Below are 24071 nucleotides of genomic sequence, written 5' to 3'. Positions count from 1 at the left end.
GTGTCCACTGCCTACCTCGGACCAGAAAGAATCAGGCGACAGTGTCGAGACGCAATGCAGTTCGAACCCCATGCGAGCGGTCCTTCGACGGCATCGACAGCGCAATGTGCACGGACAGTAGATCGGCACCCATCGCGCGGACATTCACAGCATTGATCGCCCTGAGCGGATGCCACGCTGCAATCCGGCGCTGACGGGCCAGCGGATCGTCGTCCGGTCGAACGGTAGCGACACCGTCGATCCAACGGTACCTCCATCCGATGCGCAGGCGCACGCGTACTGCGTTGTTCTGCACTATGTTTCGGACGTAGCCGGCAGACCATCCGTGTTCGGCGATGATCCAGAAGTCGTCGCCCGAGCGCCCGTTACCGACAGGGGTACGCCGCGGTTGGCCCGAGATGCGTCCCCGAGTTTCGAGGATTGCAAGACCCAGCGGATTGATGTTCGACGCGAAGAGGAGCCGCACAACGGGGTTGACCACCCAGCGCTGCACCGTGCGGACCAGTCGAATCTTCACCCGTGGTGCGACCGTGGTGAGAACGAACAGGCCGACGTAGAGCCCACTCTGAACAAGCGCAGGGGTCGGACCTGTATCTATACCGAACACGAACGGTGCCCAGGCGGTACCGAGCAGGACCGCAGTGGCGGCGGCTGATCCAGCAGGAACTCTAATACGATCGTATTGCTTTCTCATACGACTGTATGATCCTCGTTATGGCAGAGAAGTCAAGGCCCCTGGATCGGCGTACGGCGATCTCCGACGCGATCCTCACGATCGTCGCCGAACGCGGAATCGAGTTCGCCAGCGTCCGCGAGGTCGCTGCGCTGGCGGCGGTGTCGATCGGCACGGTTCAGCACTACTTTCCGACCAAAGAAGCGATGTTGGCAGACGCATACACAGTCGTCTTCGACCGCATCCGGGCTCGCTTGAACGCAATCGCCTACGGAGACGACCTTCGCCGAAACCTGACGATGGTGATCGAGGAACTCCTCCCGCTCGACGACCGTCGAGCTGCCGAAATCCGGTTGCACGTCGCGTTCGCAGCCAAGGCGGCGACGTCGCCGTCGTTGAGGTCGATCGAAACGGAACTGTTGAAATCCGTGCACTCCGACTTGGCCGGCGCACTGGCGTCGATCTGGCCCGCGGGTACGTCGAACGGACGGCGCGCGGCGACTGCGCGAGCTCTCATCGCCTTCGCCGACGGTCTGGCGCTGCACGGCGTCAGCACAGACGGTCTGCTCACCCCGAGCGACTACAGCGACACGGTGTCGGTGATGGTGAAAGCGCTTCTTGCGGGCTGAGCGGAGTGCTCTCGAAAGGTGCAATCGAGCCGGCCGCGATGTCGACGAGCACGAAAAAACCCCGAACCGCATCGCTGCAATTCGGGGTCTTTCTTCTGTGCGCCCGAAGGGATTCGAACCCCTAACCTCTTGGTAGTAACTCACGCGGATTTGCGGACCGATATGGATCCACATACACCATCAGGCCAGCTGTTTTTGCAATTCGTGTATCCACCGAAGTTCTGGTGGAACCACACGACCCGAGATCAAAGTGTTGAGTAAGTGTTGAGCGAGTTCCAGGGTCGAGCGTCCTGCGGAGTCTCACGCAGTCCATCAACGTCTGCCCCGTTAACGGGCCCGGTGCCACCTAGGCAGGGCAGTTCCAACTGGTCTATGCGTCGACGAGCACGGAGGTCCGACGACGCAGCAGGTGACTGCGCATATCGGCACCGATCTAGCCGTGCGAATACGATGTCCTCGGGCGCTCCCGACGTAAAGGGCAGTTACCGCACCGTCAAGGAAAGTTGACGAAGGAAACCCACGGAGCCCGTCACACCGTGACCTCGTGTCAGGCGTCAGTCCGGCCCCTGTTCGGGAGGCGTCGAGCGGTGAATCCCGTTTTTCCCAATTTCTCGGTTAATCTTTCAGGAAATTACGGGCGCGAAAGTTGTGCTCGTTCGTCAGCTGAAAGTCCACCCCAGACGCCGTAGGGCTCACGTACTTCCAATGCTCGCCTAAGACAGTCGTTCCGAACTTGACATTGCCTACACACGGCTTTGGCGAACTGCTCGTCCATGATCTTGCTACGACGGCTCGCGTTGTAGGCCGAATAGAACATGTTCACCGGCATCGACCGGCACCGAGCCCTGAGCTGCCATTCCCAGTCCTGAGCGATTACCGGCGGAAGCGCTGGGGCGACGGTACGAATAGTCATCCGAGTCCTTTCGTGTTGGGTGTGGTTCGCTCCGAACGATTTCTATCGCGGCATGAAACCGTGAAGAGCATCGAGCTGCCACCCACCGGTTCAGCTGCCGCGGGTGATCCAGTCGGCGAGGTGGGGTGATTCGGTACCGATGGTGGTGGTGGCATCGCCGTGGCCGGTCAGAACGGTGGTGTCCTCGGGGAGGGCGAAGAGGCGGTCGCGGATGGATCCGATGATGGTGGGAAAATCGGAGTACGACCGCCCGGTGGCACCGGGGCCACCGGAGAACAGGGTGTCCCCGGAGAACAGGACACCGACCTCGGGGAGATAGAGACACACGGACCCCGGGGAGTGTCCGGGGGTATGGATGACCTGAATGTCAGTGCCGGCGATGGCGATTCGTTGGTGATCGTCGAGGGTCCAATGGGTGGTGTCGGGGTGGGTTTGTTTCCATAGGACGTCGTCACCGGGATGCAGCAGGATCGGGGCGTGGAGTTCGTGGCCGAGTTCGGGGGCGACGGTGACGTGGTCGTTGTGGCCGTGGGTGCACAGGACGGCATTGACGTGGCGTCCGGCGACGGCGTCGATGATCGGTGCGGCGGTGTGGGCGGCGTCGATGACGACGACGTCGGTGTCGTCACCGATGAGGTAGATGTTGTTCTCCACTTCCCATTCGCCGCCGTCGAGGGTGAACACCCCTGAGGTGACGACCCGCTCGATGCGTGCTCCGCCTTTGCTGACGAGGGTTTCGACAGTCATAGGACGACGACCGATCGCAGGACCTTGCCGTCGTGCATCGCCGTGAACGCAGCCTCGATGTCCTCGATACCGATCCGTTCGGTGACGAACTTCCCCAGCGGTAACCGGCCCTGCTCGTACAGATCCACCAACATCGGAAAGTCTCGCTCGGGCAGGCAATCTCCGTACCAGGACGACTTCAGCGAACCACCCCGGGAGAAGAAGTCGATCAGCGGCATCTCGAGGGTCATCTCCGGTGTCGGGACGCCCACCAACACCACGGTGCCGGCGAGATCGCGGGCGTAGAACGCCTGCTTCCAGGTCTCCGGGCGGCCGACGGCGTCGATGACGACATCGGCACCGAAGCCTCCGGTCAGCTCCTGCACCGCCTCGACCGCATCGATCTGCGAGGCATCGACGGTGTGGGTGGCTCCGAGATCCATTGCCCAGTCGAGCTTTCCCTTGTCACGATCGACGGCGATGATCGTCGACGCACCGGCCAGCCGAGCGCCGGCGATCGCGGCATCGCCGACACCACCGCACCCGATCACCGCGACGGAATCGCCGCGTGAGACGTGGCCGGTGTTCATCGCGGCCCCGAGTCCTGCCATCACCCCGCACCCGAGCAGACCCACCACCGCTGGATCGGATTGCGGATTGACTTTGGTGCACTGGCCCTCGTGTACCAAGGTCTTCTCGGCGAACGCGCCGATACCCAACGCAGGCGACAGCTCGGTACCGTCCTCGAGCGTCATTTTCTTCGACGCGTTGTGGGTATCGAAGCAGTACCAGGGGGTGCCTTTCTTGCAGGCCCGGCATTCTCCGCACACCGCGCGCCAGTTCAGGACGACGAAGTCGCCGACCTCGACGTGGCTGACGGCATCGCCGATCGCTTCGACGGTGCCTGCGGCTTCGTGGCCGAGCAGGAACGGGAACTCGTCGTTGATGCCGCCCTCGCGGTAATGCAGATCGGTGTGGCAGACCCCGCACGCGTCGATCTTCACCACCACATCATTGGGCCCCGGGTCCGGGATCGTGATGGTCTCGATCGAGACGGGCTCGCCCTTGGCCTTGGCGACGACGGCTTGAACGGTGTGCGGCATGGCGATTGGAACCTCTTTCAGCTGACGCTTGTTAGGGTTTTTTCTTCGTCGAGTGGGCAGGGAGTCGAAATGTATGAGGCCCGAAAGTCTCTGACGGGCTGACGGGCTGACGGGCTGACGACCGACACTGGGAGTCTGTGGAGGCCGAATGTTCCTGGCAGTAACTCAGTTCTGCACGGTCTCCATGAACGCTCGTACCGTGGAGACGAATCGGGCGGGATCGATGACGAACGGTCCGTGAGCTACACCCTCCCAATAGGATTCGTCGGCGCATGGGATCAGCGAGGCGGCGTGCCGACTCGACGAGATATCCACTACCGCGTCATCGCACCCGTGTATCAGCAGAGCCGGCACGTCGAGTCGCTCCAACACCTCATCGTTGGATGCCGTCCGGTCGAACAGTGCGGCGCGAACTCTGGGCGGCGTCACGAGACACAGACCCAGTAGAAGTTGCCGCTGCGCGCCGGTCACCGTCGCACTCGGAGCTATTGCCTCACAGAATGTGCCGAGAGCAATGGTTGCGGCCCCAGGATCGTCGGCCACCGCGTCGGGTAGCGCGGCACGCATTGCCGGGCCTACGCGGCCACCCTTCTCGCCACGGCCCAGGCTGGTCACTGCCCCCACGAGGATGACTCCGGACAGCGCGGCCGTGCCGTGGTGGGCGAGGAAGTCGCATATGACGAGGCCGCCGTACGACCACCCGAGAAGCACTGCATCTCGGGTGATGCACTCGGCATCCAGGATTCTTTGGACGTCCCCCGCCCAGATCGACGAGTTGTCGTAGCCGTCACTGGGCGCACCGGAGTAGCCGTGTCCACGAAGGTCGATTGCGACCACTCGGAAGTGCTCGCCGAGCGACGAGAGAACCTCATCACCCCAGCACGCCGACGATTGTGCCCACCCGTGGATCAACACGATCGGGCGTGAGGTCTTCTCCCCCATCGACCGGTATGCCAGTGTCGTTCCGTCGATGCCGATCGCACTGCAGTAGCGTTCTTCGATCTCAGCCAACGCCGACCTTACCCATCGCGGGCACCCACTCGACGATCGAGAGGGCTTCCACCAGACCTGCAGCTACGAACGGGTCACCGTCGAAGCATGCGCGCACCTCGTCCGGATCGTCTGCCTCGACGATCACCATGGCCCCGGTGCCATCAGGGTACGCACCCCCTACGTGTAGCCGGCCTTGGTCTGCCAGGTTCTGCAGCCATGCGCGGTGGTCGGCGCGGTGGATGTCTCGGCCAGGGCCAGACGAGGGTGAAAAGGCGTATTGCACAATGAAATGTGGCATTCGAGACCTCAATCTGTGGTTCGGTCGCTGGTCAGGTGTGCCTGCATGAATGCAGCTGTCAGTGCGAGATGGGCGGCACTGTCGAACTCGGGTCCCTCGTGTCCGGCCCCGCCCAGGGTGACCAACGTCGACGAGGCACCCGCGCGTGTCAGTGCATCGTGAAGGGTGTGGCTTTCCCTCTCGGCTACGAGCAGGTCGTGGTCGCCGTGGGCTAGGAGAAACGGTGGGGCCGCGGCATGAGCACGCCATGCCGGGCTGGCTCGGCGCACTCGATCCAGCTCGTCCTCGACCTTGTCTATCCCGAACAGCGGCGGCTCCGGCGGAGGTGGTACCAGCTGAGACTCCAGCGGACTACGCCGGGAACTCATCGTCAGATCGGACGGCGCGAACCACGCTACGGCGGCTTGCACCGAACTGTCCTGATCTCCGTGTGCACCGACGGTGCCTTCGAGCTCGGCGTCACCCGACGTCAGGGCGAGCATGCTGGCCACATATCCCCCGGCTGACGCACCCCACACTCCCAGCCGGTCCACGTGCAGGTCGAAGTTCGCGCCGTTGGCCCGCACCCAACGGACAGCAGCCTTGGCGTCGTGAACCTGTGCGGGATAGAGCGATTGGCTCGCGAAACGGTACTGCACCGATGCCACCACCACACCGCGTTCGGCCAGTGGGATCAATCGGTTCTGGGTGTCGGCCGCCTTGTCGCCGACTTGCCAGCCCCCGCCGTGGAAGTAGAGGACGACTGGTGCCTGCTCACTCCCAGCAGGAATGTGCAGGTCGAGTGTCAACGTAGTTCCGTCGGCACTCGCGTATTCGATGTCGCTGATGGTTCGGACGTCAGTCACAATGGTCCCGTCGATGAGTGCGGCGGCCGACAGTGTCAGCCTTTGGCGGAATGTGCCCCGGTCATGAGCGCCGCGAGATCGTCGGGTTCGAGGAACGAGGGCGGTGGCGGCGGGCCCCAGGCGTAGAGGCCTTGCAGGCCTTCGAGCACTTGGGGGCTCCACAACTCGTCCTCGGGGACGGTATCCATATCGGAGTAGTACTCGGAGAAGTTGCCGGCGGGGTCTTTGAGGTACCAGAAGAAGTTCGCGCCGGCATAGTGGCGGCCGAGCCCCCAGATGTGCCGCTCGGGGTTGTCCTGGAGCATCGAAAATGCTCCTCGCCCGACCTCGTCGACATCGTCGACCTGCCAACTGGTGTGGTGTAGGAAGTTTACCGGTGCCGCCATGACGAGTACGTTGTGGTGCTCGACCGAACACCGCAAGAACGCTGCCTTGTCGCCCATGTAGTCACTGACCTTGAATCCGAGACCCTCGGTGAAGAATTTCATCGTGGTCTCGAGGTCGGTGCTCCCGATCACCGCGTGCCCGAGTTTGCGGGGCCGTACCTTGTCGGTGCGCGAGAGGAACTGCGCCCGCCCCCACCGGTCGATGCGTCCGGGACCGTTGTACAGCGACGCTGCGACTGCCGGCTCGAAGACGAGGCGTGGTTTGACCACGACTCGAATTCTGGTTCCGGTGACCGGCTCATGGACCGACAACGACGTGGGGTCGCGCTCCACTTGCTGACCGAGGCCCACCAGTCGGTGAGCGATGGACTCGATATCGTCCTCGTTGTCGGCGGCGATGCTCAGCTCGACCATCCGTCGCTGTGGCGACCCGACGATCTGCAGCTGTTCACCTCCGTTGACCGTGCTGAAACTACCGTTGCCGTTGTGAGTGAGACCGAAATCGGTGTAGTAGCCGATTGTCTCGTCCACATTCGGTACGCCGATCGTGACTTTGGCCAATCCATGAAGTGCCATGTGTGCCTGTCCTTATGGGGTGCTCGGAGCCGCGACGAACCTCTGGTGGAGCTCGCCGATTCCTTCGATCCAACTGTCGAGCCGCTCGCCCGGTTGCAAGAAGCGTTGGGGGCTGCGACCGATTCCGACGCCTGAGGGGGTGCCGGTGAAGATGACATCGCCGGGGTAGAGGGTCACGATGTGCGACAGCGCGGCAACGAGTGTCGGGATCGAATAGATCAGATCCTTCGTCCGCCCCTTCTGCACCTCCTCGCCGTCGATCGCGCAACCCAATTCGAGGTCGTCGGGATGGGCGATGGCGTCCGCGGTAACAAGCCACGGGCCTTGTGGCGAGAATCCCGGGAGGGATTTACCGAGACCGAATTGCGGTGCGGGGCCTTGCTTCTGCAGAATCCGCTCGGAGATGTCCTGTCCTGCAGTCAATCCCGCTATGTGCGCCCAGGCGTCACCGGCCTCGATCGCATGAGCGATGCGACCGATGATGACGACGAGTTCGACCTCCCAGTCGACTGCGCCACCTGGAGGTAGAACGACCTCGGTGTCCGGGCCGCTGAAACTCGAGACGTATTTCGTGAACAGCGGCGGTGTCGCGTCTGTCGGTGCATCGAAGCCGGATTCGGATGCATGCTCACGGTAGTTGAGCCCTGCAGCGAATACCTGCCGCGGAGTCGGTGACGGCGCGCCGAGCGCCGCACGATCGATGGCCGTGCCGTTGGCCGTCGCCAACGTGTCCAGGTCTTGTTCTGAGAACCAGGATGTCAGTGAGTCCCAATTCTCGTAGATCGACGACAGGTCGGGGCCGAACTTGCCGTTGGAGACCTCTGCAATGTCGACGGCTGTTTCTGCGTCGGATTCTCCTAGAACCAAGAAGGCGCGGTCGTGCATGTTTGCTATACGCATCGTGTACTCCTCTCTGCGGTGTCAGTGTGTTCGATCAGAAGGTGTGCGACCGTCCACTTACTCACCGGTGTGGTCGAAGATCGGTACCTCGTCGCCGACGAAGACGTAGCCCTTTTTGTAATCGGAGAAGTTGGGCTCGTCCTCTGCGATGGTGGCCCACGCGGCCTTCCCTTCTTCGCTGTTCATGCCGGCGAAGAACTCCTCTTCACTGTCCCACCAGCATTCGACGAATCCGTCGTACTCCACGCCGTCGATCGAATTGAACCCCCGCGGTCCGACGATGGCGTCCACGATGGCGGGGTGCCCGGGATGGATCTGGATGTACTTCTTCATCCGGATCTCCTTGGCGAGACTTTTCACCAGTGGTGCGTGCACGTTCTGCCAGTGGTCCAGGAATTCCTCGCGGGTTTTTCCTTCGAGGCGATGGAGGGCGTTGATGAACTTGAACATGGGTGTTCTCCTATTTTTGTTGTGTTGGCATCGTGGGTCGGGCGGAAGATTCCAGGTTGTGGCCACCGCGTTCCCGGTCTGCTTCGAGCAGGTCACGTAACGGAGGCGACGAGGTTGTCGCTCTGCGAATGACACTGCGTACCAAGCAGACCGGCGGTTTTCGGGTGGGCGGGTATCGCTAGGCCGTAGGGACCGCAGCGCGATCTGTCGCCTGCAGGTAGCCGGCGAGCGGAGCGAACAGTTCGCGGAGCTCGTCCGCCGAGTCGGCAACTCCGAGGATGTAGCGATCGGGGCGGACCACGACTGCTCGGTGCCCGAGGCGGGCGAGCCAGTCCCGCGCACTGTCGGAATCGGCTGCGACACCGACGACGTCGAGTGCACCGAGAACCGGATCCGAGGCGAGGTCGGCCTCGGCCAACCACTCTGCGTCGGCCAGCACGGAGAACCGGTATCCGACATGGTCGTCGTAGCGCACACCGCTGGCGAGCAAGGGTTGCTCCGAGACCATGCCGGCCGGGAACGGTTCTTGCTGAAGTCCCGGCCCCAGGCGCGGCCAGGGATGCGAAAACGCACTGTCCAATGCGAGATTGGCGCGGTAGGTGTCGGGATCGTTCGCGATGGCGTCGATAGCCTGGGCGATGGCATGGGAGAGAACCGTGAATTCGCGCACGTGGGGGCGGCGTTCGACGGTGTACGTGTCGAGAATGGACTCGTCGAAGCGGCCGTTGACGACGCCGGCCAGCTTCCACGCGAGATTCATGACGTCGCGGAGTCCGGAGTTCAAGCCCTCCCCGAGCTCTGGAGGCATGACGTGAGCTGAGTCGCCGGCGATGAGGATCCGGCCGTCCCGCCACTGGTGTGCGACCCGGGTGCGGAAGGTGTAGACCGTGACGCGAAGGAGCTCGACCTGTTCCGGTGTCAGCCACGGGCTGAGCAGCTCGTACACCTTGTCCAGGTTCGTCAGTTCTTCGTGGGTTTCTCCCGGTAGCACCCGGAACTCGAACAGGCAGATGTTCCGGGGCAGACCCGGAATGAATGCAGCGGGGCGTTCTGGGTTGGCCCACTTGAAGATTCGCTCGGGAAGCACAGCCTTGTCGTCGAGAACCCTCAGATGCACCAGCAGCCATGACTGATCGCCACCGAGATCTTCCTGCTCGCCGGTGCCCACCGAGTTTCGGATAGTGGAGTTCGAGCCGTCGCAGCCGATGACCCACTCCGCATGGAGGGCGATCTGCTCATCGCTGTCGATCGAATCGAGTAGGAGATCGACACCGGTACCCGGCGTCCGCTCGGTGCTGACGACCTTGTAGCCGAGGTACTCACGAACGCCAAACTTCGAGTTCATCGCCCGTACCGCAGTCTCGAGCTCGGGCTGCAAGAAGGTGTAGGTATGCGCCCACTGCTGGGTCGGTGGGCCCATCTCCGGGGTGCGTTCGAGAATTTTGTTCCAGTCCTTGTCGACGACGTCGTACCAGAAGGTCCAGTCGTTCATTCCCTGGACCAGCTCGTCTGCGAGGTCGAGCATCTGCAGCAGGCGCATCGACTCCGGTACGAGTCCGCCGGCGCGCGGCGTCGGATAGACGTTGGCGTGGGACTCGATCACCACGACGTCGATCCCCTGCCTCGCCAACAGGTTCGCCAGCGTCCCTCCGACCGGTCCGTATCCGACGATGGCCACAGTGCACTGCTGCTTGGTTTCCATCTACTCGAGCTCTCCTTTGGGTTCGTTACCGACACAACCCTTTTGCGACTGACAACGCCCTTCGGTGCAGATGCGGCGCGAAGGCGCGGATGTGTGGTGCACATCGAGGTAGTGGACGTTTGTGACTGAGCTCATATAAACATACAAATAACGAAGATGCAAGCAATGTTCGAAATTATGCTCTAGTGTTGAGACTATGCGCTGACCTGGCGTATTCGGTTCGGAGCGAGCCATTCACACGAGCCCGGAGACTGCCATCAGACGATCACCCACAGCGGCCATGTCCCGCGGTCCGGCCCTCGCCGTCACCTCGTTCTCACTCGCCTCGCTGATGGCGGTGGCGGGCGCACCTGCGCCCCTATACGGGACGTACCGCCAGTTGTACGGCGTGACGCCATCGGGGGTGACAGGTTCGTTCGCGGTGTACATCGTCATGGTCGCCGCCACCCTGCTCGTCTGCGGTCGCCTGTCGAATTTCGTCGGTCGCCGCGCAGTGTTGGCCGCCTCGTTGATGCTCGGGATGCTGTCGTGCGCGATATTGGCACTGATCGACGGGACCGAGGACCTCATGATCGGACGCTCTTTGCAAGGCGCGTCGTCGGGTTTGGCCATGAGCGCGGTGAGTGCCTATGTCATCGACCTGCAGTCGCCGCGCCGGCCGGCGATCGGCTCGATACTGAGCAGCGCCGGCCCCACGGTCGGACTGGCTCTCGGAGCGCTGATCTCCGGAGCGCTGGTCCAATTCGCCCCCCACCCCACACAACTCGTCTACGGGATATCCATCGCTGTGCTCGCGGTGTGCCTTCTGAGCGTGCCACTGCTCCCCGAGACTGCTTTCCGCTCCCGCGGAGCCCTGGCGTCGTTGAAACCACGAATCTCGGTTCCTGACCACGCGCGCAGAGCCTTCATCGGCGTCTGCGCGTGCGCGCTGGCCGTCTGGGCGCTGAGCGGCTTCTATCAATCGTTGGGGCCCGAACTGGCCGCAACCCAGTTGCACCACACGGGGCAATTCGTCGGTGGCCTCGTGGTGGCCTCTCTGGTGGGACCGACCGTTCTCGGCGGACTCGTGAGCTCACGCGTGCGGCCCGTCACCGCGATGTGGGTCGGGCTCAGTGTTGTCATCTCGGCGATACTCGGTGTGCTGATGGGCCTGCAGTGGGGTTCGACGGCCCTGTTCTTCGCTGCGAGTGTGGTGTGCGGGTGTGGGTTCGGGTGCGCATTCAACGGTGCTATGCAGGCCATGCTCGGCCAGGCACGTCCCGGTGACCGGACCGGCGTCCTGTCGGCGATCTATCTCGTCAGTTATTTCGGCGCTGCGCTCCCCGCGTATCTGGCGGGTGTTGCCGAACCCTACTGGGGCCTGCAGACGGTGGCAGTCATGTACGGATGCCTCGTGATAGCACTGTCCGCTTTGGCCATAGTCCTTGTTCGATTGCGTCGTGGACCCCAGTAAGCGGGAATCTCCACCTGTACGTTAGCCGTCGAGGTCCTCTACGGATGTTCACGTCCGCGAGTCGTGCAATCGACGGGTCTACTTCGCGATCCGCATGCCTGGACCCCACCACTGGAGCTGTCAGCGAGCCGACGCCGTGAACACGGCGGCCGGGCCTGAAGCCATGGCGATCGCGTCCCACCGTCCAATTCGGTTGCGCTCCCACCAGCGCTGACCGGATCCATCGATGTGCCGGGAGTGTGCCGTGGGTTCCTGCGGAGGCGTTCGTCGCATTCGGCAGACGTCGACGGTCTACAGCTGGAGGAGGGGCGAGTCCGGCGCAGCTGCCGGACTCGCCCCTGTCTTGGCAGCCTCGAGGTCTGTTATGTCGTCGATGTTCCGTGAGCGGTCACGCGGTTTCGACCGAAACGACGAAGCTCTCCAGACCGCGAACTGTGCTGTTGAGATGCATTTCAGGTTCTGATTCCCCATGGAAGCGCACAACGTGGTCGGCCAGGATGTTCAGAACTGTGTGCGCTTCGAGCCGCGCGAGCGCTTGACCGACGCATCCATGGAGCCCGTATCCGAACCCGAGATGGTCCGAGGAATCTCTAAGGATATCGAATTCGGCTGCGTCGGAACCGAAGTGGGTCTCGTCGCGGTTTGCCGAACCATAGAGCACCATCACTCGCTGACCCGCTTCGATGTGGGTACCTCCGAGTTCGACATCGGTGGTGGCCACTCGGGTGAACATTTGCACCGGGCTTTCGAAGCGCACGATCTCGTTGAATGCGCCCGGAATCAGCGAGCGATCGTCGCGAATGGCGGTCCATTGCTCAGGGTGCCGGGTGAAAAGTTCGATTGCCCATCCCAGCGCGTTGATGGTGGTGTCCATTCCCGCAGCGGTGTACCCCGACAGCAGACCCAGCGCCGTCTGCTGGTCGATGATGCCGTCGTCCACGGCCTTGTAGATGTCGCGCCCCCAGCTTCCCTCGAGCAACGTCGACGATTCGACGGTCGCAAGCCATGCGTAGTGCTCGGCAACGAGGTCTGCGCGCGCGAACGTTCGAGGTTTGTCGGCCGGCCCCATCATTTGGAAGATCGCATCCCCGAAGCCGACGAGGGTGGGGCGCACCTCCTCCGGGATTCCGACGAGGTCGGCGACGATGGTCGGGGGAAATACGCGCGCAAGGTCGGTGATCGCGTCGAAACGCCCAGCGTCGATGAGCGGCATCACCAGCTCGCGCGCCCTACTATTGATCGATTCACCCAGTGCACGAATGGCTTTCGGGCTCAATTGGCCCGCCAACACACTACGGAGCTGATCGTGAAGCGGAGGGTCCGACGCGATGAGGGTGTCTTTGAGGGCAGTATTGACCTCGTCGTTGAGGCCCACGCCCTTTGCGGAGGTGAATGTGTCGTTCTCTCCCAGGACGCGGCGCACCGTCTCGTATTGCGAGGCAACCCAGCAATCGAGCCGATCGAGCCAGACCACCGGGCCCGCTGCCCTGAGCCGGGCGTAGTTCTCATAGGGGTTGCGGAGATGATCGTCCGAGAACAGGTCGATGTCGGCCAACGTGGTAGTGGGGGTTACCATTTCAAACTCCTGAGGATGTAGGGACGTTGCCCGCGTAGCGGTGCAACTTGGCAAGGGAAAGCCGCTTGTTGATGGTCGCGGCGCGGTGCGGGTTGCCGTTGTCGGCCCACTGCAGGAGGACCGAATTGTCGTCGAGGGATCCATCGAGGACGGTGGGTGCGTCGACGACGGGTCCTGCGCCGGCCATCTTGATCGCCAGGCCGAATTGGTCCGTCCAGAAGAACGGTCTCGGCGCATACGGTTCGGATGCATCCCCCACCAGAAGCGTTCTCGCCGCAACCCGAGCCTGGTCCAGAGCGTTCGACCAGTGCGGCGTCCGACGAGCAGGGCTACCGAAGGCCGCGACGTCGCCCGCTGCGGTGATGTTCGACGCGGCGCGGCACCGGTCGTCGACGAGCAGTCCCCCTTGAAGCTCGAGGCCGCTGCCGTCGAGCCACTCGACGTTGGGCATGCACCCGACAGCTGAGACGACGGTGTCGGCCTGGAAGATTTTGCCGTTGGCACTGACTGCAGTGTTGCCGTCGACGTCGACCAACCGGGCACCACCGGGGGCGAGGACGAAGTCGACGCCGCTGGTGCGCGCGCACTTTTCGACCAAGGCCGAAATGTCGGGCCCACAGTGGGCGAGCAGCGGCGGCACGAGGTCGATCACGGTGACCGACACGCCCCGTTTGACGGCGGTGGACGCGACCTCCATGCCCAAGATCCCACCACCGACCACGAGGAGGCTGTCGGTGACGGTCAGTCGATCGCGCAGCCACACTGCGTCCGCCATCGTTCGGATGAGGTGCTCACGTTCGAGCGGAACGTCGCTGGAGCGAAGATCGCGCAATGTGCGCGCACGCGCCCCGGTGGCGATGATCAGACCGTCGTAGGGCACAGCGTCGTCACCGTCGACCAGGAGGCGCTGCCGTTCGGTATCGAGTCCCGTGATCCGAACACCACGCACGTAGTCGAGGCCGAGGTGATCGAGATCCGGTAGGCGAGCGTCCTCCGGTTGTTCGCTACCGGCCAAGATCGCCTTGGACAACGGGGGTTTGGAGTAGGGGTGGCCGTCTTCTGCCTCCACCAACACGATGCGGCCATCGTGCCCGAGCGAGCGGAGTTCTTCAGCAGCCGTCACCCCGGCAGCCGACGCGCCGGCGATTGCGATCGTGTGGGTACTCGCGCTCACGCGTCGTGCGATTCGATCAACCGAAGAGCGGCCACCGGGCAACTTCGCACGGCTTTGTGCGCGTCGTCGACGTCGGACCCGTTCAGCTCGCCGCCCTCCAGGACGACCAGATCACCACTGTCATCGAGTGCGACGAGTCGAGGTGCCTTCTCCTCGCAGAACCCGTAGCCCTCACAACGGTCCGCGTCGAGATGAATCTTCATGGTGTCTCCCAGTTTCTGCCCACCCGCAGGGGCGAGGCCATCGCATGCTCGGCCGGGGTGAACGGCCCGCCAGCCTGTCTAGCTCCGATAGATGCGTGACTCAGTTCACAATCACTGCCAGTAGTATCAGCGGTCATATGTCGAAGTGTCAAGCAATGTTCGAAATTCGGTACGGTGGTGCCGAGGACGCTAAAGAGGCGCAGAATGCAAATTCGGTCCCGTCATGTCACACTCATATCGAATACCTCGCCGGAGTTCGAAATTCGGCACCTCCACAGGACCATCAGCATCGAACCTTCAGAAATCGACTGGGTTCAGCGAAAGGAGAACCGTGACTTCGCGACCTCGGCGTAATGCAGGAGCCCCGACACGAGCCGGCATCGCGTACTCGAAACTGCGCGAGGACATCCTGGGAGGCCGTTTCACTCCTGGACAGCAACTGCGGTTCGCGGAGATGGTGGACCTGTACCAGTGCAGCATCGGAGCACTTCGCGAAGCGCTCCATCTCCTGGCCTCCACAGGACTGGTCGAAAGCGAGGCGCAGCTCGGATTTCGTGTCGTGTCCGTCTCTGCCGATGACCTCGTGGACCTCACCACCGCCCGCTCGGAAATCGAAGTACTCGCGCTGAAATACGCAATCCGTGATGGCGACGTCAACTGGGAAGCCAAAGCCGTAGCAGCGCACCACCTCCTCGAGCGCGCTCCGCAATTCTCCGACGCCGAGAAAGGCATCTTCACCGAGGAATGGGCCGTGGCACATGCGGCATTCCACCAGGCGCTGCTGAATGGATGCAGCAACCGCCGAATACTGTCGACCGCATTGAGCCTGCGCGACAGCGCAGAGCTCTACCGCAGGTGGTCCGTACCGTTGGGACACGACCTCGGCCGCAACATCGCCGGGGAGCATCGTGCGATCCTCGACGCCACGATTCGCCGCGACCGTGACGAAGCCGGAAAGCTACTCGCGTCCCACATCCAGCACACGACCAAGTCTTTGCTTACGGTCCTGCAGAACGAATCGTCCAGCAAAGAAAAGGTTGCGACGCCGAGCTGAACAGCCCGACGACCTGACCGTATTGGAAGGGCCGTCCGTCGCCCACCTGTCCACGATCGGAATCGGTGCCACCTGGACCATCGACCATTTGTCGAGAGCTCACTTGACTGCACAGCAAACCTGCAGCGACACAGAAGTATTCGAGCGTTTCGGGCTTCCCGATTCGAGCGAGTATCACCCCGGCGCATATTTGCGCCTCCGGAAAAGGAGAGCGACAGTGGCCGAGCGAAGCCTGAGATGTCCGTGCGGTACGACGGTGCGCGGTGCCAACGATGACGACCTGGTCGAGATGGCGCAGCAACATCTGGCCGAAAAGCATCCGGGCCGCAACTACTCTCGAGACGAGATCTTGTTCATGGCCATCTGACTCATCGCTGCGGGCACCGCACTGCGCTACGTCTTACACTGTCGCGCTTCGGAATCGGCTGGCGATGTGCGGTGATCGCTCGAACAACGGCAACCACTAGTCGTTCTGTTGACTAGAACAGTGACCATCAGGCAGAATTACAGGCGTGAGCCAAAGTGATGCGATTCGTCGATGCGACGTTGCTGTAGTGGGCTACGGCCCAGTGGGGAAAGTGCTTTCCGGTTACCTCGCCCGGGCGGGGCACTCGGTGGTCGTCATCGAGAAGCATCCCGAGGTGTTCCCTCTGCCCCGGGCCGGCCACCTCGACCACGAGATCATGCGCATCCTGCAGGGACTCGGCTGCGCCGACGCTCTCACCGAAGTCACCACTGTGGCACGACGCTACGAGCTCCTCGCACCCGATCACTCGCTTGTCGCCGAGCTGCCGCGCACATGGAGCGCCCCGTCCGGGTGGGATGCGTCGTACCACTTCTATCAACCCGACCTGGAACTTGCGCTGGATCGCCATGTCCGCGAACAGGGTGTGACTGTGTTGCCATCGACCACTGCAGTCGAGATCGACGAGGCCGCCGACGGAATCTCGGTGGTCGTGACCGCCGAGAACGGTGCCCGCGACATCATCGATGCTCAGTACCTCGTGGGTGCCGACGGCTCCAACAGCTTCGTTCGCGAGACCGCGATGCCCGGTTGGGAGGACCTCGGTTTCAAGGCTGATTGGCTGGTGATCGACGTGGCCATTCCAGATCCCGCACAACGGCCCGACATCCCCGATACCGCCCAGGTGCTCGACCCGGAGCGGCCTCATCACATGGCACTGCTCAACGACGAGGTCGTCCGATGGGAATTCATGCTGCTTCCCGGCGATGATCGCGGTCGAATCCAAAACCCAGCCACGGTATGGAAATTGCTCTCCTCGTGGGTGACCCCAGAGACCGCGACCATCCTGCGAAACGTCGTCTACACCTTCCGATCCGGGGTTGCGCAACACTGGCGCAAGGGACGCGTCGTGCTTGCCGGTGACGCGGCACATCTCATGCCACCGTTCCTCGGCCAGGGAATGTGCTCGGGCATTCGGGACGCGGCAACGCTGTCATGGACCCTCGACCGCGTTCTGCGTGGCGCTTCGACTCGTGATCTGCTCGACACCTATCAGATCGCCCGTGCACCACACGTCACTCAATACATTCGCGAATCGGTGAGGATCGGCCGTATCGTGTGCGAGACCGATCCATCGCAGGCCGAAAAGAACCGAGCGATGCTCGCGGCAGCTCCGGAGACCGCGCCATTCGAACCGTTCCTCGGCCCCGCCGTCACGGTCAGCGACAAGTCCGGGATCCTCTCCCTGCAGCCACTGCTCACGGACGAAGACGGCCGCACAATCAGACTCGACGACATCACCACGCCAGGATTCACCTTGCTCACCGATGACTGCGCAGCAGCCGACTTCGACACCACTACCCTCACGGCACTGCGCACTCTAGGTGTTACCGTGGCCGACCTCCACGAGATCGCGGTCCGAAACGAACTCGACCCGGGCGATCCGACCCGACTGACGGAGTGGCTCCGCGACCACGATGCCGTGGCAGTGATCGTGCGGCCCGACTTCTACGTGTTCGGCGTCGTCGGCGAATGGTCGCAACTGGACTCAGTTCTCGACAATCTGGAGGAGCAGCTGTGCGTCGCGCAGCGGTAGGCACGACACCTCGACGACAGGCCGGGGTCGACGATCTCGACCCCGCTGTTGCTGCAGCCCTGCGCGCGTTGCCCATCACGCGCCTCCAGGACTACGGGCTGTCGACCGCTGATGCCCAACTGATCCACGAGTCGGCACGAGCGGGCCGCGTCTGGTCGACCATCGGCAACGACATGGCGGCCGTCAGCCTGGCTGCGGCAGCCGAATTACGTGCCGCTGGTTGGCAATCCGCAGCCACTGAGCGCGAGCTCTACGCTGCGCTGGCACTGAATGTCTGCCAGGTTCCGGTGTTGGACCCAGTCGAGAAGGCCCAGCAGTACACCCGCATAGGCTCAATCATCGGCGCCGCCACTACCCAACCCGGGTCGCCGTGGACGGTCATCCAGGACGGCTCCGACGGGCTTTACTCCGTCCTCGCGCGCCCCGCCGGGAACGATCCGGTCCCCACGGTGCTCATGTGGGGCGGTCTCAGCGGTTGGGGTATCTCATACAAACGGCTCGGGGACGTTCTGGTCAAGAACGGTATCGCCGTTGTGCTCCTGGAACTTCCGGGACAGGGAATGTCTCGCCTCCGTAGCTCCCGACGCCTCGACGAGTCCTTCGTCGACGACCTCGATGCCCTCTCCGACGACCTTCTCTCGCGCGGCGCGACATCGAGCATCGGACTGCTCGGCAACAGTGCTGGTGGACTTTTCGCGGCCTATGCAGCAAGCAAACTGAACCAGGTGTCGGCGGTGTGTATCAACAGTGGCATCCCTGACCCAGCCAGCACGATACTGCGGTTTCCTCGGCTCAATGCCCAGTGGGCAGCCCTGTTCGGAGTCGAGCCCAGCGAAGTCGATTCCGCGATCGAACCCTGGGCATTCTCCGGCGATGCCCGCCATCGCATCGCCGGCGACATCCTTGTCTTGCACGGGGGCGTCGATTCGCTCGTCCAGGAACACGAGCAGGAGGCATTCCTGCGCGCGGCGAATCCAGCGCGTTCGTCGATGGTGGTGTGGGTCGATTGCGGCCATTGCATCTACGAGAGATATGCCGAACGCGACGCCGTGATCTCCGAGTGGTTCGCCCGCGTACTGGACTGAGAGACAACTATGACACCAGAGGAAACTTCCGGACGATTGCCGCGACTGACTCCGGATCAGCTCGACATAGAACAAAAAGCGTTGTACGACAACATCACCGGTGGCGAGCGTGCACACGGTGTCCAACATTTCCCGCTCATGGACGATTCCGGTGCTCTCAACGGACCGTTCGGTGCGATGCTTCACGCACCCGTCCTCGGTATGCCGTTGCAAGCCGTCGGAGCCGCGCTGCGATTTCACACCGATCTGACACCCCGCATTCGCGAGATCTCTATTCTGCACGTCGCCCAGGCCGTCGACAGCAGCTTCGAATGGTGGGCCCACGAACGAGTGGGGCGAGCTGCAGGCTTGACGAACACCGAGATCGACAGCGTGCGCTCCGGCACGTTCCACAGCGGCGACCCGTTCGAGGCTGCCGCTGCGACACTCTGCACGCAGTTACTGCAGTCGATCGATCTCACCGACGACGAGTTCACGGCGGCCGTCGGTGCACTGGGAACCCGACGTGTCGTCGAAATCACCACTCTGGTCGGTTATTACCGAACGCTGGCCCAGCTGATGGACGTCTTCCACATCGGGCTGCCCAGCTCCGATCAGTCCTAGCAGCACTCCGGATGGCGGCGGCACCCGCACATCACGGATAGTATGTTCTGCACTACAGAACAGTGTCCCGAGGAGTGCTCAGTGAACGCTACGGCGACTTACCCCATCGAATCGGTGGACAACGCCGCTACCATCTTGTTGATGTTCCGCGGGGCACCTGGAGTGCGTGTGGCGCAGGTGGCCCAGGATCTCGGGGTCGCACGATCGACGGCTCACCGCATGCTCACGACGCTTCAGGCGAGCGGACTGCTCCGTCAGAACCCCGGCACCAAGGTGTACGAGCCCGGTCCTGGACTGATCGAAATCGGCCACGCCGTCATCGGTGCCAGCGACCTTCGCACCGAGATTCGGCCGCTGCTCGAATCGGTGTCCGCAGCCACCAAGGAAACCACCCACTTGCTCGTGCTCGAGAACACCGCGACCAAGTTCATCGACGGTGTCGAAGGTCGCCACATCGTCCGCTCGGGTCTGCGGGTGGGTGAGCGCGGTTTCGCGCACGCTTCGGCGGCCGGCAAGGTGATGCTTGCCGATCTCAGTACCGAGGAACTCACCAAGCTGTACCCGTCGAACCGGCTGTCGGGCGGGACGGGACGCGCGATCCGCACCCGGAGCGCACTCATCGCCGCCCTGGACGAAGTGCGGGAGCGGGGGTACGCCATCAACGACGGTGAGAGCGAACCGGATCTGTATGCCGTGGCGGCCGGAATACGCGACCACCGCGGGGCTATGCGGGCTGCAGTAAGTATCTCGGGCCCCAAAGGCCGCGAGGGCCTGGACCTCGACGCCTTGGGGCTGTGGCTGATCGAGCACATCGACGAAGCCCGAAAGTGAGCTTACCGCCAGGGATTCGACCACACAACGATCGATGGATCACCGATCGGAACGGCACCGAGCGGATGCGTTCGCGGGTATCGAGATGTTTCTCCGCAAGCGCACCCCGCGCGGTACTCGCTAGATCATCGGGGATCGCGCAGCGGAATGACCGGCGATGCTTTCGTCACCACGTTCCGTAGCTCTCCGAGCCCCTCCACAGTGGCAACGACCTCGTCACCGGGCTGCAGAAACTGGTAGCGATCCGGATCGGAGCGGAACAGTTCCATGATGCACCCTGTTCCACAGGTGCCGCTGCCGAGAATGTCGCCGGGCCGTACGTCGGTGCCACGGCTGGCATACGACACCATCTCTCCGAACGACCAGTAGACATCCGACCACCGTGCCTCGGAGTACTGCTGGCCGTTCACTGTGCAGCTCATTGCCAGGTCGTACCCGGTAGCTGTTCGTCGATCCTGCAGCTCGTCTTTGGTGACCAGGTAGGGCCCGATCGCGGTGCTCGTGTCTTTGCCCTTGACCGGCCCCATGGAGAGCTTCATCTCGCGTTGCTGCACGTCGCGGCCACTGAAGTCGTTGAGGACGCAGTAGCCGACGATGGCGTCGTCACCCTCGGCAGATGTCAGGTTGCGTCCGCCCTTGCCCACTATTGCAGCGACTTCGAGCTCGAAGTCGAACTTATCGGCCCCAGGCGTCATGGCGACGTTGCCGCAGCCGACAGTGGCGTAAGGGTTGGAGAAGTAGAAGATCGGCAGCGCGTACCAGTCCGGGTCCATCTCCAGATTGCGCCAGGCGCGGCCGGCCTTGACATGCTGCTCGAATGCATAGAAGTCCCGTACGGTCGGCGGGGTGGCGATCGGCGACAGGGGCTCGACATCGATGAGATCGACACCGGATCCTCTACGGATAGCCTGCGCTCCAGCGTCTTTCAAAGATTCTTCCCCTGCCTCGATCAGAGGCAACAGATCGTTCGCGCCGTCCACGATGTACACGGTCCGGGAGTCCGAATCGAGCACTCCCACCTGCACGATCTGGGTATCGTCGTTGCTGAGGAACCGTACGAACTTCATCTGGCCTCCACCGCCGTCGTTGCTTCGTTACCGCTGCGCTCGGTCCATTCGCGATATGTGGTCTCGGTGAACCCCGTGTCCCCGAACGCAGTCACCGAGCGACGAATGGCGGTGACGAGTTCGTCGGGGTCGGTGTCCAAATCGATGTTCTCCACGAATGGCTGTTTCGCCTGTAACCCGGTCTGCCAGTAGACCTCACAACGATTGCCTTCAGGATCGTAGAAGTACACGCCGACCGCATTTCCATGCGAGACCACCATGTCGAGCTCGACCTCCTCCTTCCGGAATCGGCGATAGAAGCCGATGACGTCTTCCAATTCCTCGCAGCGGAAGGACACTTGCTGGATGAGTTTCGCGTCAGCGGGAACGCTGCGTCCAGACGCCAGAAGCACCTCGTGATGCTCGGTCTCAGGACGTGCAGAAAGGAACCAAATCCCCAGGGCTTCATCGTGGTCGGTGACGGTCAGGCCCAGAACATCGGTATAGAAAGCGAGTTGCTGGGCCACGTCGTGGCACCGCAACCCGACGTGCCCGAGCTCGGCGATGACTGGCCGTTTGGTTGTCATGTACGAATCCCTCTCGTTCTGTCAGTCAGAAGATATTCTGCAAAGTAGAACAATATCGACCCGCGGTCAAGCGCTCGCCGAGTGAAGGATCGGCAGGACTGGCTACGTGATCGATTTCACGCAGACGCATTGACAAATTCCTTTAGACGGACCAATGTCTGTTGTGCAGAACACACTTACCGCCGTACACGGAGACGAATCACGCTCCGTCGAGAGGAGTTATCGATGGCCCGAACCATCGCCGGATCGATCCCACCGGAAGCCGAGACCGGCGTTCGAGCCCACAACAGGTCGACCGATATCGATACCCTGCTTACTCGCCGTCGGAAGCTCTTGATGGTGCTCGGAATTCCAGCTGTTCTGTGCACCCTGGCCTACGTCGGTCTTCTGATATGGGGCCGCGGAACCATGAGCATCGCGATCGGCGAACTCAATGTCGGATGGGTGATCACTTTCGGATCGCTGCTCGTCGGCCCGGTCATCTGCACCATCTACGGTCAACTCTCGACGAGCCACCTGGACCCACTGCGTGAGCGCATCGCCGCCAGTAGGAGCAGTACATTCACCTCGAACGGAGCCCAGTGATGAACGGTCGCGGAATTGCACTGATCATTTTTGCGGTCCTGGTGACAGGAGGTCTGATCGTCGCTTGGTACTACGGCAGACGTGGCCAGAGTTCCTCGGAATACTGGGCGGCCGGTGGCGGTATCACCGCCAGACGAAACGCTCTCGCGACAGTCGGCGACTTCCTGTCCGGGTCTTCGCTTCTCGGTGGTGTCGGGCTCCTCTTCCTTGCCGGCCTCGACGGCGGGTTCTACATCGTTCTGCCCGTCATCGCGTGGATTCCGGTCATGCTCCTCATCGCCGAACGTATGCGCCACCTGGGCAGGTTCACGATGAGCGATGTGCTAGCCCGCCGCTTCGAATCGCGTGGAGTGAGGAATTCGCTCGCCATCTCCACCCTGGTTATCAGCAGTGTGTATCTACTCGCCCAGATGCTCGTCATGGGCAACCTGTTCACCCTCCTGTCCGGCGTCGGATTCAACATCGCAGTGGTGATCGCAGGCGCAGTCATGATCGTCTACGTAGTACTCGGCGGCATGCAGGCAACGACAATAATTCAAGCTGCCAAAGCGATTCTTCTGCTCGGCGTCCTGTTACTCATGACGGTATTTCTGTTGGCCCACTTCAACTGGAATCCGGCCCAGCTGATCGCCGACGCGACCGCACCGGTGGGCAATTTCGACCCACTGCGGCCCGGCAACCTGTTGAAGAACCCATGGGATATCATCACCGTCGGACTGGCCCTCACCTTCGGCGTCGCCGGCCTGCCCCACGTCATGATGAGATTCTTCACCGTCCCCAACGCGGTCGAAGCGCGTAAATCGGTCACCATGACCGTGTGGATCATTGCAGTCGCCTCGGTACTGATCTGCTTCGTCGGCCTCGGCGCGGGTGCACTGCTGCGCGACGAGACCACAGAACTGGCTTCCACGGGCGGGAATCTGGTCACACCGCGCCTGGCCGAGGTCCTCGGTGGAGGCGAAGGCACGCTCGGCGGCACCGTCTTCCTGGGCGTGGTTTCGGCCGTCGCATTCGCGACCGTCGTCGCGGTGGTCTCGGGTCTACTTCTCAACGCAGCCAGCACCATCGTGCGAGACCTGCTCCCGTCGAAACTTGCTGCAGACGGAACGCCGGACAGTGCGCGAGAGGTGGTGCGGGGGCGTATCGCATCCGCTGGGGTCGGTGTTGCAATAGTTCTACTGGCTATCGGGCTCGGACCGAACTTCAACGCAACTCAGCTTGTCACTCTGGCCTTCGGAATCGCAGCAAGCGCGAACTTCCCTGCCCTGCTGCTGACACTGACGTGGAGTCGCCTCACCGACACCGGGGCAGTGATCGGCATTCTCTTGGGCCTGGTCACCTCGGTGGTCCTCATGCTGCTCGGTCCACTGTGGCCGGGAGACTCCGCAGTGATCAGCCTCGCCGGGCCCACAATCGTGGCTATGCCCCTGGGGTTCCTTGGATGTCTGTTCGGAAGCCTCGTCACGCGAAGACGAGAGTCGGACAGTTTCGAGCTCCTGCTGATCGAATCGGAGGTCGGTGCGGCAACGCAGCTCCCAGCGACGGATACGACAAGTACAGGTAAGCACTGATTTCAGGTCAGCTGCACACGATTCCGGCGAGAACGAAAAGTTGCGCCGA

Annotated in this window: 26 protein-coding genes; 10 read left to right on the top strand and 16 right to left on the bottom strand. The window is 62.5% G+C overall.

Annotated elements, in window-relative coordinates; genetic code table 11:
• Positions 1–31: 31 nt before the first annotated feature.
• The gene (locus O4220_RS24900) at positions 32–694 is read right to left on the bottom strand and encodes a nitroreductase/quinone reductase family protein (protein WP_420030464.1); all 663 of its coding nucleotides are present in this window, start codon (positions 692–694) and stop codon (positions 32–34) included.
• 20 nt (positions 695–714) lie between these two features.
• Between O4220_RS24900 and O4220_RS24895 the strand changes: the two genes are divergently transcribed.
• Complete coding sequence (locus tag O4220_RS24895; protein ID WP_269608234.1) at positions 715–1302, top strand: TetR/AcrR family transcriptional regulator; 588 nt, start codon at positions 715–717, stop codon at positions 1300–1302.
• Between the two features lie 631 nt (positions 1303–1933).
• Here the strand turns inward: O4220_RS24895 and O4220_RS24890 are convergent.
• The 10 genes from O4220_RS24890 to O4220_RS24845 all read right to left on the bottom strand — a co-directional run bounded on the left by O4220_RS24890 (position 1934) and on the right by O4220_RS24845 (position 10194).
• On the bottom strand, positions 1934–2215 hold the full coding sequence (locus tag O4220_RS24890; protein ID WP_269608233.1) for a WhiB family transcriptional regulator: 282 nt from the start codon (positions 2213–2215) through the stop codon (positions 1934–1936).
• A 90-nt stretch (positions 2216–2305) separates the two neighbouring features.
• Positions 2306–2962, bottom strand: coding sequence for an MBL fold metallo-hydrolase (locus tag O4220_RS24885; RefSeq protein WP_269608232.1), 657 nt, complete (start codon positions 2960–2962; stop codon positions 2306–2308).
• The gene (locus O4220_RS24880; protein ID WP_269608231.1) at positions 2959–4044 is read right to left on the bottom strand and encodes an S-(hydroxymethyl)mycothiol dehydrogenase; all 1086 of its coding nucleotides are present in this window, start codon (positions 4042–4044) and stop codon (positions 2959–2961) included. Before O4220_RS24880 ends, O4220_RS24885 begins: the two co-directional genes overlap by 4 nt.
• Positions 4045–4209: 165 nt before the next feature.
• A complete protein-coding gene (locus O4220_RS24875; protein ID WP_269608285.1) occupies positions 4210–4986 on the bottom strand; it encodes an alpha/beta fold hydrolase in 777 nt (258 codons plus the stop codon).
• A 61-nt stretch (positions 4987–5047) separates the two neighbouring features.
• Complete coding sequence (locus O4220_RS24870; protein ID WP_269608230.1) at positions 5048–5335, bottom strand: YciI family protein; 288 nt, start codon at positions 5333–5335, stop codon at positions 5048–5050.
• 8 nt (positions 5336–5343) lie between these two features.
• A complete protein-coding gene (locus tag O4220_RS24865) occupies positions 5344–6180 on the bottom strand; it encodes an alpha/beta hydrolase (protein WP_269608229.1) in 837 nt (278 codons plus the stop codon).
• A gap of 35 nt (positions 6181–6215) precedes the next feature.
• On the bottom strand, positions 6216–7142 hold the full coding sequence (locus O4220_RS24860; protein ID WP_269608228.1) for a VOC family protein: 927 nt from the start codon (positions 7140–7142) through the stop codon (positions 6216–6218).
• A 12-nt stretch (positions 7143–7154) separates the two neighbouring features.
• Positions 7155–8042, bottom strand: coding sequence for a fumarylacetoacetate hydrolase family protein (locus O4220_RS24855; RefSeq protein WP_269608227.1), 888 nt, complete (start codon positions 8040–8042; stop codon positions 7155–7157).
• 57 nt (positions 8043–8099) lie between these two features.
• Positions 8100–8492, bottom strand: a complete 393-nt coding sequence (locus O4220_RS24850; protein ID WP_269608226.1) for an EthD domain-containing protein — start codon at positions 8490–8492, stop codon at positions 8100–8102.
• A gap of 178 nt (positions 8493–8670) precedes the next feature.
• Entirely contained in the window at positions 8671–10194 is a 1524-nt protein-coding gene (locus O4220_RS24845) for a bifunctional 3-(3-hydroxy-phenyl)propionate/3-hydroxycinnamic acid hydroxylase (RefSeq protein WP_269608225.1), read from the bottom strand.
• Between the two features lie 280 nt (positions 10195–10474).
• On the opposite strand from O4220_RS24845, the gene O4220_RS24840 reads away from it, so the two are divergent.
• Positions 10475–11647: an MFS transporter gene (locus tag O4220_RS24840; protein ID WP_269608224.1), complete on the top strand. Its 1173-nt coding sequence runs from the start codon at positions 10475–10477 to the stop codon at positions 11645–11647.
• A gap of 388 nt (positions 11648–12035) precedes the next feature.
• Here O4220_RS24840 and O4220_RS24835 read toward each other — a convergent pair whose 3' ends face one another.
• The 3 genes from O4220_RS24835 to O4220_RS24825 are packed head-to-tail and all read right to left on the bottom strand — an operon-like array spanning position 12036 to position 14600.
• Positions 12036–13223, bottom strand: a complete 1188-nt coding sequence (locus O4220_RS24835; RefSeq protein WP_269608223.1) for a cytochrome P450 — start codon at positions 13221–13223, stop codon at positions 12036–12038.
• A 1-nt stretch (position 13224) separates the two neighbouring features.
• The gene (locus O4220_RS24830) at positions 13225–14397 is read right to left on the bottom strand and encodes an NAD(P)/FAD-dependent oxidoreductase (protein ID WP_269608222.1); all 1173 of its coding nucleotides are present in this window, start codon (positions 14395–14397) and stop codon (positions 13225–13227) included.
• Positions 14394–14600: a ferredoxin gene (locus O4220_RS24825; protein WP_269608221.1), complete on the bottom strand. Its 207-nt coding sequence runs from the start codon at positions 14598–14600 to the stop codon at positions 14394–14396. Before O4220_RS24825 ends, O4220_RS24830 begins: the two co-directional genes overlap by 4 nt.
• A 331-nt stretch (positions 14601–14931) precedes the next feature.
• On the opposite strand from O4220_RS24825, the gene O4220_RS24820 reads away from it, so the two are divergent.
• The 6 genes from O4220_RS24820 (at position 14932) to O4220_RS24795 (ending at position 20233) form a co-directional block, all read left to right on the top strand.
• Positions 14932–15654, top strand: coding sequence for a GntR family transcriptional regulator (locus O4220_RS24820; protein ID WP_269608220.1), 723 nt, complete (start codon positions 14932–14934; stop codon positions 15652–15654).
• Between the two features lie 217 nt (positions 15655–15871).
• Positions 15872–16021, top strand: a complete 150-nt coding sequence (locus tag O4220_RS24815) for a DUF1059 domain-containing protein (protein ID WP_269608219.1) — start codon at positions 15872–15874, stop codon at positions 16019–16021.
• A gap of 145 nt (positions 16022–16166) precedes the next feature.
• A complete protein-coding gene (locus tag O4220_RS24810) occupies positions 16167–17714 on the top strand; it encodes a bifunctional 3-(3-hydroxy-phenyl)propionate/3-hydroxycinnamic acid hydroxylase (RefSeq protein ID WP_269608218.1) in 1548 nt (515 codons plus the stop codon).
• Positions 17696–18799 carry an alpha/beta hydrolase family protein gene (locus O4220_RS24805; protein WP_269608217.1) on the top strand — a complete coding sequence of 368 codons (1104 nt, stop codon included), beginning with the start codon at positions 17696–17698 and terminating at the stop codon, positions 18797–18799. The genes O4220_RS24810 and O4220_RS24805 overlap by 19 nt, the downstream gene beginning before the upstream one ends.
• Before the next feature lie 9 nt (positions 18800–18808).
• Positions 18809–19402 carry a carboxymuconolactone decarboxylase family protein gene (locus O4220_RS24800; RefSeq protein ID WP_269608216.1) on the top strand — a complete coding sequence of 198 codons (594 nt, stop codon included), beginning with the start codon at positions 18809–18811 and terminating at the stop codon, positions 19400–19402.
• Between the two features lie 81 nt (positions 19403–19483).
• On the top strand, positions 19484–20233 hold the full coding sequence (locus O4220_RS24795; protein ID WP_269608215.1) for an IclR family transcriptional regulator: 750 nt from the start codon (positions 19484–19486) through the stop codon (positions 20231–20233).
• A 125-nt stretch (positions 20234–20358) separates the two neighbouring features.
• Here the strand turns inward: O4220_RS24795 and O4220_RS24790 are convergent, their stop codons facing one another.
• Together O4220_RS24790 and O4220_RS24785 are read right to left on the bottom strand one after the other, a co-directional pair.
• On the bottom strand, positions 20359–21300 hold the full coding sequence (locus O4220_RS24790; protein WP_269608214.1) for a fumarylacetoacetate hydrolase family protein: 942 nt from the start codon (positions 21298–21300) through the stop codon (positions 20359–20361).
• Positions 21297–21866, bottom strand: a complete 570-nt coding sequence (locus O4220_RS24785) for a VOC family protein (RefSeq protein WP_269608213.1) — start codon at positions 21864–21866, stop codon at positions 21297–21299. Before O4220_RS24785 ends, O4220_RS24790 begins: the two co-directional genes overlap by 4 nt.
• A gap of 225 nt (positions 21867–22091) precedes the next feature.
• Between O4220_RS24785 and O4220_RS24780 the strand changes: the two genes are divergently transcribed.
• Both O4220_RS24780 and O4220_RS24775 read left to right on the top strand, forming a co-directional pair.
• Positions 22092–22451 carry a DUF485 domain-containing protein gene (locus O4220_RS24780; protein ID WP_269608212.1) on the top strand — a complete coding sequence of 120 codons (360 nt, stop codon included), beginning with the start codon at positions 22092–22094 and terminating at the stop codon, positions 22449–22451.
• A complete protein-coding gene (locus O4220_RS24775; RefSeq protein ID WP_269608211.1) occupies positions 22451–24022 on the top strand; it encodes a cation acetate symporter in 1572 nt (523 codons plus the stop codon). The genes O4220_RS24780 and O4220_RS24775 overlap by 1 nt, the downstream gene beginning before the upstream one ends.
• Positions 24023–24071 lie beyond the last annotated feature (49 nt).

It is taken from the genome of Rhodococcus ruber, assembly GCF_027270735.1.
In the GTDB taxonomy this organism is placed as follows: domain Bacteria; phylum Actinomycetota; class Actinomycetes; order Mycobacteriales; family Mycobacteriaceae; genus Rhodococcoides; species Rhodococcoides rubrum_A.
This window is presented reverse-complemented; position numbering and strand designations above follow the sequence as displayed.

Bases quoted from the DNA above. Each gene is read 5' to 3' on its own strand.
- O4220_RS24785 (WP_269608213.1), bottom strand. From the start codon at position 21,866: ATGACAACCAAACGGCCAGTCATCGCCGAGCTCGGGCACGTCGGGTTG.
- O4220_RS24875 (WP_269608285.1), bottom strand. From the start codon at position 4,986: ATGGGGGAGAAGACCTCACGCCCGATCGTGTTGATCCACGGGTGGGCA.
- O4220_RS24895 (WP_269608234.1), top strand. From the start codon at position 715: ATGGCAGAGAAGTCAAGGCCCCTGGATCGGCGTACGGCGATCTCCGAC.
- O4220_RS24880 (WP_269608231.1), bottom strand. From the start codon at position 4,044: ATGCCGCACACCGTTCAAGCCGTCGTCGCCAAGGCCAAGGGCGAGCCC.
- O4220_RS24890 (WP_269608233.1), bottom strand. From the start codon at position 2,215: ATGACTATTCGTACCGTCGCCCCAGCGCTTCCGCCGGTAATCGCTCAG.
- O4220_RS24840 (WP_269608224.1), top strand. From the start codon at position 10,475: ATGTCCCGCGGTCCGGCCCTCGCCGTCACCTCGTTCTCACTCGCCTCG.
- O4220_RS24860 (WP_269608228.1), bottom strand. From the start codon at position 7,142: ATGGCACTTCATGGATTGGCCAAAGTCACGATCGGCGTACCGAATGTG.
- O4220_RS24845 (WP_269608225.1), bottom strand. From the start codon at position 10,194: ATGGAAACCAAGCAGCAGTGCACTGTGGCCATCGTCGGATACGGACCG.
- O4220_RS24885 (WP_269608232.1), bottom strand. From the start codon at position 2,962: ATGACTGTCGAAACCCTCGTCAGCAAAGGCGGAGCACGCATCGAGCGG.
- O4220_RS24800 (WP_269608216.1), top strand. From the start codon at position 18,809: ATGACACCAGAGGAAACTTCCGGACGATTGCCGCGACTGACTCCGGAT.
- O4220_RS24870 (WP_269608230.1), bottom strand. From the start codon at position 5,335: ATGCCACATTTCATTGTGCAATACGCCTTTTCACCCTCGTCTGGCCCT.
- O4220_RS24780 (WP_269608212.1), top strand. From the start codon at position 22,092: ATGGCCCGAACCATCGCCGGATCGATCCCACCGGAAGCCGAGACCGGC.
- O4220_RS24855 (WP_269608227.1), bottom strand. From the start codon at position 8,042: ATGCGTATAGCAAACATGCACGACCGCGCCTTCTTGGTTCTAGGAGAA.
- O4220_RS24790 (WP_269608214.1), bottom strand. From the start codon at position 21,300: ATGAAGTTCGTACGGTTCCTCAGCAACGACGATACCCAGATCGTGCAG.
- O4220_RS24835 (WP_269608223.1), bottom strand. From the start codon at position 13,223: ATGGTAACCCCCACTACCACGTTGGCCGACATCGACCTGTTCTCGGAC.
- O4220_RS24775 (WP_269608211.1), top strand. From the start codon at position 22,451: ATGAACGGTCGCGGAATTGCACTGATCATTTTTGCGGTCCTGGTGACA.
- O4220_RS24825 (WP_269608221.1), bottom strand. From the start codon at position 14,600: ATGAAGATTCATCTCGACGCGGACCGTTGTGAGGGCTACGGGTTCTGC.
- O4220_RS24900 (WP_420030464.1), bottom strand. From the start codon at position 694: ATGAGAAAGCAATACGATCGTATTAGAGTTCCTGCTGGATCAGCCGCC.
- O4220_RS24850 (WP_269608226.1), bottom strand. From the start codon at position 8,492: ATGTTCAAGTTCATCAACGCCCTCCATCGCCTCGAAGGAAAAACCCGC.